This window comes from Bacillus cereus group sp. TH152-1LC (genome assembly GCF_027710505.1).
GTDB lineage: Bacteria > Bacillota > Bacilli > Bacillales > Bacillaceae_G > Bacillus_A > Bacillus_A mobilis.
In genome coordinates this window covers 40,059-52,159 of the sequence record NZ_JAQFNK010000014.1, presented here as the reverse complement: position 1 = coordinate 52,159, position 12,101 = coordinate 40,059, and the positions used below count along the sequence as shown (strand labels likewise).

The window sequence follows — 12,101 nt, the reverse complement described above, 5'->3', positions numbered from 1 at the left end:
GATTCCCTCCATTACTTATAGTTTATTATATCCGTATGTTGTGATTGATACCATTTTGGAATATAGGATGAAAAATGATTATGATCTTCTAAAATTCCGTTCAACCTTTCCTTCATACCATCTACTAAATGCGGTGTGCTTCGGTTTGTCCATACGATATCCGCTGGGAATGTCATTGCTGCATATAAGGAGTACAGTTTCCAAAAATGAAGCGATGGTTCGCCTCCGCAATATCCGTGAACTTGTCCAACCGCAAATGGTTTACTTATTCTTGTAGTAAAAATCGCTACATTATAAAAATCATGTATTGGATCGCCAAAATCATATCCACCAAAATCGATTATGATAAACTCCTTATTCTGAATCATACTATTTGCTGGATGGAAGTCATCGTATAAAAATGTGATTGGACGATTTTTCAATAATTGTTTATGCTCCCCTACAAATCTTAATACTGGCTTCAAATCAAGGAAGTCTATTTCATAGTTCGCTAACGCATCTACGTATCTTTCGTATTTATTCCATCGAACCGTTTTCCATTTATTACTTGCACTTTCTTTTTCAATTGAGTGAATCTTCTTTAATACTTCTCCTGCTTTTCTTCCTGCATAATACTGTTCTTCCACTGATAGCTTCCCTAAACCTTCTTCACCATTTACACCTTGTATCCATTCAAATACTTGAATACATTTATTTAATTTCTCAAGCTTTATGAAATGAATTAATTTAGGCGTTGGAATATGTAATGACTCTAATTGCTTCATATACGTATATTCTTCTTGTTTACATTCGAAATGAACAGCATCACATACCTTCACAAAATATGTTATTCTGTTTTCTAATTCTATTTTATATTTCTCTTCATGTGAAAAACCTTTTGAAATAGCTGTACACTTTGCAATACGAGGCCATTCTAGTTTTCTCTCTATCTCTCTAAGTATTTCTTCCACTACGTTCACCTCTATCAATATATGTACAAACTACCTAACACTTCATGCTCTCGTTTATTTTCACCTCTAAACTCCACTGCAAATGGATATTCGCCATGATGCTTCAATCGTTCTAGTACTAGCCCTTCTCCAATTGGTTCACAAAACTGCACATGAATGTCACCAAACGCTACACTTTGACATTCCGCATTCCATTCTTCATTTTTTACGACTGAGCTTACATTTAGCCCCATTACGTCTTCCCATTTCCGCACTGTTTCTCGAACGTTTTTCACTGCGTAATGAATTGTATCAAGTTGTTGTACTTTGTTTTTATGTTCAGTGATTGTTCCTATGTTACGTAAATCGTTTCTTCTTTCTTCATCCGTTTCATTCCACTGTATAAAGAAAGGCAATTTCGGTCCGTTCTCTTCTTGCTTAACAAATAACATTTTCCATTCTAAAAGGCGGCCATCTTTTCTCATACGTTTACCTTCAAATGGCCCTATCGTATGTAAGCCGTGTTTACTAAATTTAACTGCTAGTTCTTCAATTGCATCTGTTCGGATTGCGATTTGTAGCATCCCTTCTCCATTTTGTAGTTTCACCACTGTTTCTTGTACTAATGGATTTTCTGCTTTCTTCGCTTTTTCTTCATGCTGAACTGCTAAAAATTCAATATATGATAAATCAAAATAACATAAACTATTCCAAGTACCCCAAGTCGTATGCTCTCCGCCTACTACAGTATGAAATCCATGCTCCTGCATTTGGTTCGCCGCTTCCTCCGGTGTACCATGTACTGCGTGTACGAGATGATCAAATCGTAACATGTCTTTCTCCCCTTTCTCTCCATCCTTTTATTGTATATTTTATTTTTCTTTCATTCAATTCAAAAACTTTAAAACCCAGTTGATTTATACGATTAATATGTATTATAATAAAACAAATTTAATTATTGCTGATTGGAAAAACCAAAGGCACTTTTCTCATACGGGAAAAGTGTCTTTTTCATTTATTATTACAGGGGGATTATTTATGCAGAAATTAATTGTCTTTGCTATTATCGGATTTTTCGCTCAATTAATCGATGGAGCGCTTGGAATGGCGTATGGGGTAACATCTACATCACTTTTATTAATGTTTGGTATTGCTCCGGCCGTTGCATCTGCATCAGTTCATTTAGCTGAAGTTGTTACAACTGCCGCTTCTGGTGCATCACACATCAAATTTGGAAACGTCGATAAATATACCGTTTCCAGGCTTACATTACCAGGAGCAATTGGCGCATTTATTGGGGCATGTTTTTTAAGCAATTTACCTGGTGATGTAATTAAACCTTACATTTCCGTATTTTTATTTACTTTAGGGGTTTATATTTTATTACGATTCCTCATTCAAAAACAAATTGTCACTTCAAAAAAACGTATGTCTGCAAAACAACTTGTTCCACTTGGTTTATTTGCTGGATTCGTTGATTCAACTGGTGGTGGTGGCTGGGGTCCGATTACAACACCTGTGCTTTTGGCAAGAGGAAATGAAGCTAGAAAAGTTATCGGATCTGTAGATACGAGTGAGTTTCCTGTTTCACTCGCTGCAACAATCGGATTTTTCATTTCACTTGGCTGGGAACAAGTCAGTTGGGTTTGGGTATTTTCTCTCATGCTCGGTGGCATCGTTGCAGCACCAATCGCTGCATGGTTAGTACGCATCGTTCCTTCTCATTTACTTGGCGTATTAGTTGGGGGCCTTATAATCTTTACAAACATTCGTACACTGCTTACTACATTTAAAGTGGATCCAACTATTATTTCACTTTCTTACGTTGCAGTTGGTCTTGTCGTTATTATTTCTATTTTCATTGCTGTTCGCAATCATTCCAAGCGTTCTAACGCACCGACAGCTGGATATCCGAATGATCAAAAACAAATGCTACCATAACGATAAAAATACCGCCCGATATACTTCGAGCGGTATTTTTTATTTTTCTATTTTCCAATTGATCATCGTTTCTGTAGTGCCTACTCTTTTCATATGTAATTTCTCTAATACACGAATCGAGCTAATATTTTCAAGAATTGTCTCTGCAATAATCGTTTCTACCTCTCCTGTTTGAAAAGCCCAATTTATTAGTTCTCTTACAGCTTCTGTCGCATACCCTTTATTCCAATATTTCTCAACAAATCCGTAACCAATTTCTACTGTATGTTCCTCATTTGGTTTTCCTTTAAATCCTATATCACCTAGAACGATGTCATCTTCTTTTCGAATGACATACCACGCGCCCCAAGGTAATAAAGCCGCATCTTGTTTTACAGTTTCTACATGCCCTACAATATGTGGACCACTGTTATATCCTTGCTCGTTAGCAACGTGCATCCTCTCTTCTGTACACGGCACTATATAGAGTCTTTCTGTTTCTAATTTCATATTGATTTCCCCTTTTTTGATTAAACGTTACTCTAATTATACCAAAAAATATGACTTTATAATGAATGTCGAATTATATTTTCAGAATTTTCTTTTATTTTTAAAGGGTTTTTCAATATTTTTTGCGAAACATTTGTATAACAATTTCTTTCTTTATTTTTTGTTACATAACAGTAGGTTCGGGTGGAGTTTTGCGAGCGTTTCCTATACAATAACCGATATTTTTTGACTTTTCCTAACAAAATATCTTGCAATATATTCAGAAAGTCATTACAATTGCCATATATTAAAAATCTTAGCAATATATCAAATCCTCATCAATCCGATGAGGTAGAGGTTGCGACTTTTAATAGTAAGACGGACGAGATACAGAGAATGTCACCGACTCCGTTTGAAAGGAAAAGTTGCCGAAGTTTCTATTTCTTCTCTGGAAATATGAGCTGGGGCTGTCTCCGAAAGGAACAGAACTGTCACGTTTACAAAATTACCGTGTAAACGTGGGGTGCTATCTTAACGGAAGGGTATGATGGGGGTGGTTATTTGTGAAACGTTCCGCCAAATTCCTTTGGCGGTTTTTTGTATTTTTCTCCCCCGCTCCTTCCTATCTTACAAGAAAAGGAGTGTTGAACATGAATAGCGCAACGAATCAAACTACCTCTGAAACACAAACTACAAACGGAAAAGGTGAACTAAAACGCAGTTTAAAATCAAGGCACCTTACGATGATTTCTCTCGGTGGTACAATTGGTACCGGACTATTTCTTGCCAGCGGTGGCGTCATCCATTCAGCTGGTCCTGGCGGTGCACTAGTCGCATACGCCGCAATTGGAATTATGGTTTACTTTTTAATGACAAGCTTAGCTGAACTCGCTGCTTACATGCCTGTTACCGGTTCTTTTAGCACGTATGCAACAAAATTTGTTGATCCATCCCTTGGCTTTGCACTTGGATGGAACTATTGGTATAACTGGGCCATTACAATCGCTGCTGAACTCGCGGCTGTAACATTAATTATGAAATTTTGGTTCCCAGATACCCCTTCCCTCATTTGGAGCGGATTATGTTTAGCTATTATTTTCCTTTTAAACTACTTATCTGTTAAAGGGTTTGGTGAATCTGAATATTGGTTTGCACTTATTAAAGTCGTTACTATTATTATCTTTTTAATTGTTGGCTTTATGATGATTTTTGGAATTATGGGCGGTGAAACTGTTGGCTTCAAAAACTTCACTGTTGCAGATGCACCATTTAACGGCGGCATCATGGCAATTATCGGTGTATTTATGGCTGCTGGTTTCTCATTCCAAGGTACTGAATTATTAGGAGTTGCTGCTGGTGAAACATCTGATCCAGAGCGTAATATTCCGAAAGCAATTCGTTCAATCTTTTGGCGTATTCTTTTATTCTATATCCTTGCGATTCTCGTTATCGGTTTATTAATTCCTTATACGACTGAAAGCCTTGCTGCAAGTGATGTAACAGTAAGTCCATTTACACTTATTTTTGAAAAAGCTGGTGTTGCCTTTGCTGCTTCTGTTATGAACGCTGTTATTTTAACGGCAGTACTTTCTGCTGGTAACTCTGGTATGTATGCATCAACTCGTATGCTTTGGGATTTAGCTCGCCAAGGTAAAGCACCAAAATTCTTAGGCAAATTAGACAGCCGCGGTGTACCTGTTAACGCATTAATCGTAACGTCAATTGTTGGTAGTATCGCTTTCATTGCTTCCTTATTCGGCGACGGTGTTGTATACATTTGGTTATTAAACGCATCTGGAATGTCTGGCTTTATTGCATGGGTTGGAATCGCAATTAGTCATTACCGTTTCCGTAAAGCATATATCGCACAAGGAAAAGATTTAAAAGACTTACCATATAGAGCAAAATGGTTCCCGTTCGGTCCAATCTTCGCATTTGCACTTTGTGTCATCGTCATTTTAGGTCAAAACTACGGTGCATTTATGGGCGAATCAATCGATTGGAACGGTGTACTCGTTTCTTACATCGGTTTACCACTCTTCTTAGTACTATGGTTAGGATATAAATTTACGAAGAAAACGAAAGTGATTCCACTTGATAAATGTGAACTAAAATAAAGTGAAACGAGCAAACAAATTTGTTTGCTCGTTTTTTATTCCGATGCTTCTCCCTTCCCTATTGCTCTTGTTTTTGCAATAATAAAGGAAATATACATAAAGGTTGGGATACCATGAACATTCGCATTACTGATGAAGCAAAAGCAGCTATACATAGATTAGAGCGCGAAGATAAAAAGATCATTCGCATTAGAGGGACAATGACAAACTCTTGTAGTATTTTCGTTGATGTGGATTTAATGTGGGATACACATAATGCAGATGACGTTGTATATGAAGATGCTGATTTCACCGTACAAATGGATTCATTTACGAAAGACTACACTGGTGATACGGTGAAACTTGATTATAAGACGACTGGTTTTAGTATTACGACTCCGAGTGAGACTTTGGTTTATGGGTTATCGATAAAAAAATAAAAATTGTTTTAGCTGACCATTGAGGTGAAAAAATGGGTAAATATGTTCCGTTAAAATTTTTATTTAATGAAGAATTAGCAGAAAAAATGGCTGATTCTATTTGTAAACACGATCCTACTTTCTCTAAAAGAATCTTTGTAGATTCTGTAACATGTAAAGTTGAAAATTTAGAGTTAAAGCAGCGTATAGAAGTAATAGCAGATGAATTACACAATGTATTACAAAGAGATTTTAATGAAGCAATACATATTTTACTGAAAACATTAGGACCAGAAAACATAACAGAAGTAGGTACTTTTACAAACGGATATATGTACATGCCTATTGCAAAATACGTTGAAAAATATGGACTTAACGATTTTGAATCCTCATGTAACGCCATGTATGAAATAACAAAAAGGAATACTGCTGAATATGCCATTCGGCCTTTTCTTGAAGCATACCATGAAGACTCACTACACATATTACAACAATGGATTCATGACGAAAACAGCCACATTAGAAGATTAGTTTCCGAAGGTACAAGGCCCAGACTTCCTTGGGCTAAAAAAATAGGAGCTCTGAAAGGTGACTTTAAGAACAATTTACAGCTTCTTGAACCATTAATGAATGATCCGTCTAAATATGTCCAAAAGTCAGTAGCCAATCATATTAATGATATTACGAAAGAAGATAAAGAACTCGTTTTTCAATGGTTACAACAATTACGCGATAAACAGCACCCTGTTAACCCTTGGATTATAAAACATGGGTTACGAACGGTGATTAAAAGTGGTACTTTACCAAAGGATTTTTCTTTTTGAGTATTTTAAATAAAACCGCTTATGCTTCAAGAATGAAGTATAAGCGGTTTTCTCTTGCAAACATTACCCTTTCCTTAAAATATTTTGAAACATTTCCGGCTTATTTTGTTCAAAGCTTTCTATTAGTTCTTTTCCAAATATCGTTATACTCTTCTCCCAAGGGTGGCCTAAATAGCCCCACTTAAAGTCCTTCTGAATAAAGAAGTAATAATCTCCATTCGGAAATACGGGTATAATCCACTCATGAAATTCATTTCTTTCAAACTCTAAATGTGGATTCACCGAATAACACTCATGTTGCCAATCCAGTGCCATAATATATTCATTTGATTCTGTAATTTCTTGAAAAGCTTGTAACGCTTTATCTTCCAGATCGCTATATATATTTAGATCTATCGATTCTCCAAAGCAATGAGAAATATTATATGTAACAAAAGGACTTGGCACCTTAGATGATGGGAATATAGAATCACTTGGTGAAAACTTTAGCTTACTATCTATCCTGTCCCAAATTTGGGCGTACTCTTCGTCTGTATACTCCATCCAGTTGCCCACTAAACAACTACCTTCCCCCATAATTTCAAAGGATTTTCACTCGATTATCCCGAATATATAAATAACCATTCTCACAAGGAGCGAATTTATATGAATCTATTTGAACACGAAACGTAAAACCATTCCCCTTTACCTTTAATAAGAGGTCCTCCCCTTTTCTTTTCTCATCATATCATGTACTTACAAAATAGGAGGATACAATTATGAAACGTGATCTATTATTTTCATCACTATTAGAAAGTGCTAATACAAATTTTAGCGGTTGGGATTTCTCTTTCATTTCAGAAACGGGTCGAATGAAGAGCGAGCCTTTATCTTGGTCGTACGGCAGCACTGCTTTTCAGCTTATACAGTGTGCACAGTCAATGCTCGATATGGGTACTGGCGGCGGAGAGTTTTTATCAATGTTGCAACCGTTCCCGTCAACTATTTATGCTACTGAGGGCTATGCTCCAAACGTGCCAATCGCTCGAAAGAAATTAGAACCTTTAGGGGTTACAGTTATAGAGGTAACGGATGATACTGCTTTACCGTTTCAAGATGGTCAGTTTGATTTAATCATAAATCAACATGAATCATATGCTGCTTCTGAGGTAAACAGAATCCTTTCTCCGAATGGAATTTTCCTTACACAACAAGTTGGTGGTCTCGATTGTGCGAAACTAAATGAACAGTTTAACACGCCGCTAAATAGCGAATTTGCAAGTTGGTCGCTCGAAGCAGCATGCATTGAGTTAAAGCAAAATGGATTTACTACTTTAGAAGAAAAAGAAGAGTTCCCTTTTCAACGCTTTTACGACATTGGCGCTATCGTCTATTATTTAAAAGCGATTCCGTGGCAAATTCCTGATTTTACTGTTGAAAGGTATTATGAGGAATTATATCGTATACATGAAATCATCTTACAAAAAGGTTATTTTGATGTGAAGCAACATCGTTTTATGATTAAGGCGATTCGCAGTTAATCATGGAGCATATGAAAAAGAGATGGATCTACCATCTCTTTTATTATTTTCACTCAATATTTTCTAAATTTAAATACTTAGTTTCACAGTAATAGCCTTTGCCGCCAACATAAACTTTTTCTACTTTATTGTTGCTATCGGTTGCTAATTTAACTAATATTTCGGAAGGCGATTGTAAAGAATAACCTTGTTCAAATACATAGACTTCTTTTTGTAAGTTGTGCTGTTCATAAAGATAGCAAGCTAATGCACCGTTTGAAGTTCCAGTCGCCGCTTCTTCATTGATGTCATATAGTGGAGCAAAGTTTCTGCATATTATTCGATTATCATTAATAGTATATAGATGCATCCCGACAACATTATAATACTTGCTGATTTCTTTAATTTTTTCAAAATTAGGTTGCATTGTATGTAATTGTGCTTCGCTTTTTATAGGAATTAAAATATCTTTTAAGCCCGTGGAGACAATTTGAATTGGGTATGTATTGTCTATAGCTTTAATGTCAAAGCAGTCGATAAACTCATTTGGAGATATAACATCATAAAATATTGGTTCATTTTGTTCCATGAATATGATGTCATCTTTTATGGTAATAGTAAGAACACCGCTGTTCGTTTCAATTGTATAGCGATTCCTGAAAAGTTTATTTACATGCATCAGTATCGCGAAAGAGCCAATTGTCGCATGACCACATAAATCAACTTCTTCTTTTGGTGTAAAATACTCAAATTTATAATCGGCAATTTCAGATTCTGATATAAATACGGTTTCCGCATAGCCCAGTTCTTTGGCTATTGCCATTTTTTGAGTAGTGGTCAATGTATTCTCCATAAATACCACTCCTGCTTTATTTCCACCTTTATTATCCTTGCTAAATGCACTTGCAACATAAACAGATATTTTCATAAGACACCTTCCTTCCTCACTTATATTAAATTGTAGCATAGAACGTACTACGTATATATATAGTTGGATAAATTCGCCATACAGCAAGAAACAAACTATTTTTTAGCATCTGAACTCTCCAAAAATAGTTTGTCTACAGCCTGAGAGTTGGATCTACCATCTCTTTTTCCCCGTTTATTTAGCAAAAGTTTGTGGTGCCTTCTAGATTGTTAAGTAAGTTCACGCCTTGCAATCGCATCAGCTAATGCGATAAATTGCTCGTGCGTTATCTTTCCTGTTACCTTCGCTTTAATAATTTTTTCCATTTCTTTTGTAATAATCATACCCTCTATTGCTAGACTTGCTTTAGCTTCTTCGATAGCTTCATTTAGTTCTTCCTCACTTTTGAATGCCATAATGTAAGTTCCCCCTTCAAATCGCTTTATTTACTCTTTTAATACAAGAAAAGTAATATCATCCCACTTCTTCTCTAGTTGTAAAATAGTCTTTTCAATGCTGGTTCCTGTTAACAGATCATATCCTTCAATCTCAGCTACCAATTGTTTCGTTTTACTCTTTGGATTCATATCTTTGTATAAGATATACACCTTATTACCATGTACTTGTATATCTGAAATCCCTTTATCCTCTCTATTGATTTTTGTATTTTTGTCACTTTGTAATGAATATGTGCGTATGATGTTCAAATTCTCATCTAACTCTTTCATTTTCTCATCATTATTTAAAACATACACCTTATTATCAATTATCTGCACTAGAACAGGTATGAATTGCTTTTCGTCTAATATCGTTTCTTTTTCTACTACTCTAGTCTTCGTATTTACCATAATTAATTTAGGTGGTAACTTTTGATTCACATTATCACTTAATACGAGTAATAATTTATCTTTATACTTTTGAAAAATTACTTTTTGAGCAGTTGGTGCAAAATATACATTTTCATTAGGAATTTCAAATTCGTTTATCTTTTTATTTGTCGCCAAATCTATTTCTGAAATGTATACTTTATCTAACGTTTGTGAAAATGCGTACATGTTATTCTGAATAATATGCGCCCCTTGAATCGTTCCTTTTAGTTCTACACTTTCTTGCTTTTTATCACTATCTTTCCAATATACAAGTTCACTTGTATATCCCTTCTTTTCGTCCACCAATCCAATATTTACATCATAATATACATACCCTTGCTCTGCATGTATGAAATATGCCCCTGCGTTTACATCTTGTAATTCTTTAGGTCTATTTATCTCTTGTATCTTGCCTGTCTTATCAACAGCATAATGATTGTTATTTCTATTTGATGAGAAATAGTACCCCTTTTCATCTTTTGCGTTACTCATCATACTTTGTCCATCTATCTCTATTTTACTAATCTCATTTCCTTTCTTATCATATCCATATATGTAATTACCGTCTTTCATTGCATTTGAATAGGAAACAAGATAATCTGCTTTTTGAATGTCTTTCAGTTCTTTATCATTTTTTGAACAAGCTACAAAAAGGAACATCGTACATATGACAATTATGCCTAATGAAATATATTTCTGAAACATATCATCACCTCGCATATATAATGAGAGCAATCAACATAATAATGCTGTTTGCTCTATTAAAATATTATCTACTAATTTATAAGAGGGATTGTTTTCATACTTTTCTATTGAGAAACAAGTTGCTTTTCATACCGTTTGTTCGCATCATCTTCCGACAAACATTCAATTGTGTATTCAATAATATTCCGGTTATCATATGTGAATATATGATCCAACTTATTTTCTTCTTTTAATATTATCGGTAAGTATTTTTGTAAATTGCTAACTACACCTCTATTTTCACAATTTAATATCCAGTCAATTTCTTTCCATTGTAATAATCCTTCCGCCGTACTTAATGGCGTGCCCATATGCACTCCATCTGGTAAATCAGCAAGGAACACATACATTCCCTCACCATCCCAAGACTCGTCTTTATCTTTAAAAATAACATTCCCCTTATACGTTACACTTGGAAGCTCTATTCCCGTTTCCTCAAGTGTTTCTCTAATAATCCCTTCGTATGGCGTCTCATTCTCTTCCATTTTTCCACCAACACCATTCCACATTCCCATATTCGGCTTTTTATTCCTATTCAATAAGAGTATTTCATTTCCTTTTCTAATGAAGCAAATTGTGTACTTATACATACGTTGCTTTTCCCCTCATCTACATATTTAAATTGCATTTTGATTAGAACTTACTGAATTAAGTTTTTTATTATATAAACAATTGGTTTTTAATGAGGTATTTTGCTCATTTTTATTAAAAAACATTCTCCTTATACTTATATTTCACATATTATATTGTACAACTTTCGTTTCAGAAAGGAGTGTTCAAAATCGATAACATAAGTAGCGAGTTTTTAAAACAATATTACGATAGTCGAGTCTGGTTATATGATACACATTGGCTTGGTGTCCCCATTCTCAAACTTCCCACTGATCTTTTTTTGTATCAAGAAATTGTTTACGAATTAAAACCCGATTTAATTATTGAATGTGGTACTTGTTATGGTGGTAGTGCATTGTATTTAGCTTCTATATTAGATTTAATTGGAAAAGGTCATGTACTTACTATTGATATATTCCCTCAACCAAATCGTCCATCCCATGACCGAATTACGTATGTAACAGCTTCTTCTGTTTCTGTACAGGCCGTTCAAACTATATTAAATATGCGCAAACCTGATGATGTGATTTTAGTTATTTTAGATTCAGATCATTGTAAAGAGCATGTCGCAAAAGAACTTTTACTTTATAAATCTATCGTTACTACTGGTAGTTATATTATTGTAGAGGATACATCTATTAATGGAAATCCTGTTTCTCCCGATTGGGGCCCTGGACCGATGGAAGCTGTTGAAGAGTTTTTAACTAAAAATAACAATTTCATAATCGATGAATCTAAGCATAAGTTCTTCATATCATTTAATCCAAAAGGTTTTTTAAAGAAGGTAAAGTGA

14 protein-coding genes and 1 riboswitch are annotated in these 12,101 nt (G+C 35.0%); of the genes, 6 read left to right on the top strand and 8 right to left on the bottom strand.

The genetic code is table 11. The features are described 5' to 3' along the window. Positions 1–11 precede the first annotated feature (11 nt). On the bottom strand, positions 12–950 hold the full coding sequence (locus PDL00_RS24195) for an aminoglycoside phosphotransferase family protein (protein ID WP_270731610.1): 939 nt from the start codon (positions 948–950) through the stop codon (positions 12–14). Between the two features lie 14 nt (positions 951–964). Continuing rightward, positions 965–1,762, bottom strand: a complete 798-nt coding sequence (locus PDL00_RS24190; protein WP_270731608.1) for a VOC family protein — start codon at positions 1,760–1,762, stop codon at positions 965–967. A 97-nt stretch (positions 1,763–1,859) separates the two neighbouring features. Here PDL00_RS24190 and PDL00_RS24185 point away from each other — a divergent pair, with 97 nt between their 5' ends. Next, complete coding sequence (locus tag PDL00_RS24185) at positions 1,860–2,870, top strand: sulfite exporter TauE/SafE family protein (protein ID WP_242251761.1); 1,011 nt, start codon at positions 1,860–1,862, stop codon at positions 2,868–2,870. 39 nt (positions 2,871–2,909) lie between these two features. On the opposite strand, the gene PDL00_RS24180 is transcribed toward PDL00_RS24185, so the two are convergent. Next, positions 2,910–3,359, bottom strand: a complete 450-nt coding sequence (locus tag PDL00_RS24180) for a GNAT family N-acetyltransferase (RefSeq protein WP_270731606.1) — start codon at positions 3,357–3,359, stop codon at positions 2,910–2,912. 323 nt (positions 3,360–3,682) lie between these two features. Next, a riboswitch (Lysine riboswitch) is annotated at positions 3,683–3,875 on the top strand. Between the two features lie 113 nt (positions 3,876–3,988). On the opposite strand from PDL00_RS24180, the gene PDL00_RS24175 reads away from it, so the two are divergent. The 3 genes from PDL00_RS24175 to PDL00_RS24165 all read left to right on the top strand — a co-directional run bounded on the left by PDL00_RS24175 (position 3,989) and on the right by PDL00_RS24165 (position 6,677). Then, entirely contained in the window at positions 3,989–5,455 is a 1,467-nt protein-coding gene (locus PDL00_RS24175) for an amino acid permease (RefSeq protein ID WP_242251753.1), read from the top strand. A 113-nt stretch (positions 5,456–5,568) separates the two neighbouring features. Continuing rightward, positions 5,569–5,874 carry an iron-sulfur cluster biosynthesis family protein gene (locus PDL00_RS24170; RefSeq protein ID WP_242251752.1) on the top strand — a complete coding sequence of 102 codons (306 nt, stop codon included), beginning with the start codon at positions 5,569–5,571 and terminating at the stop codon, positions 5,872–5,874. A gap of 32 nt (positions 5,875–5,906) precedes the next feature. Further along, positions 5,907–6,677, top strand: a complete 771-nt coding sequence (locus tag PDL00_RS24165) for a DNA alkylation repair protein (RefSeq protein WP_242251750.1) — start codon at positions 5,907–5,909, stop codon at positions 6,675–6,677. Positions 6,678–6,740: 63 nt separating this feature from the next. Here the strand turns inward: PDL00_RS24165 and PDL00_RS24160 are convergent, their stop codons facing one another. Continuing rightward, positions 6,741–7,232 (bottom strand): DUF2716 domain-containing protein, encoded by a 492-nt coding sequence (locus PDL00_RS24160; protein ID WP_270731601.1) that lies wholly within the window; start codon positions 7,230–7,232, stop codon positions 6,741–6,743. Between the two features lie 203 nt (positions 7,233–7,435). On the opposite strand from PDL00_RS24160, the gene PDL00_RS24155 reads away from it, so the two are divergent. Then, entirely contained in the window at positions 7,436–8,197 is a 762-nt protein-coding gene (locus tag PDL00_RS24155) for a class I SAM-dependent methyltransferase (RefSeq protein WP_242251744.1), read from the top strand. Positions 8,198–8,246: 49 nt separating this feature from the next. Here PDL00_RS24155 and PDL00_RS24150 read toward each other — a convergent pair whose 3' ends face one another. The 4 genes from PDL00_RS24150 to PDL00_RS24135 form a co-directional block, all read right to left on the bottom strand. Further along, entirely contained in the window at positions 8,247–9,104 is an 858-nt protein-coding gene (locus PDL00_RS24150) for a PhzF family phenazine biosynthesis protein (RefSeq protein ID WP_242251742.1), read from the bottom strand. Between the two features lie 209 nt (positions 9,105–9,313). Next, positions 9,314–9,499, bottom strand: a complete 186-nt coding sequence (locus tag PDL00_RS24145) for an antitoxin VbhA family protein (protein ID WP_088063870.1) — start codon at positions 9,497–9,499, stop codon at positions 9,314–9,316. A 30-nt stretch (positions 9,500–9,529) separates the two neighbouring features. Further along, complete coding sequence (locus PDL00_RS24140; RefSeq protein WP_270731594.1) at positions 9,530–10,657, bottom strand: hypothetical protein; 1,128 nt, start codon at positions 10,655–10,657, stop codon at positions 9,530–9,532. 104 nt (positions 10,658–10,761) lie between these two features. Continuing rightward, complete coding sequence (locus PDL00_RS24135; protein ID WP_242251738.1) at positions 10,762–11,286, bottom strand: NUDIX hydrolase; 525 nt, start codon at positions 11,284–11,286, stop codon at positions 10,762–10,764. A gap of 182 nt (positions 11,287–11,468) precedes the next feature. On the opposite strand from PDL00_RS24135, the gene PDL00_RS24130 reads away from it, so the two are divergent. Further along, complete coding sequence (locus PDL00_RS24130) at positions 11,469–12,101, top strand: cephalosporin hydroxylase family protein (RefSeq protein WP_270731590.1); 633 nt, start codon at positions 11,469–11,471, stop codon at positions 12,099–12,101.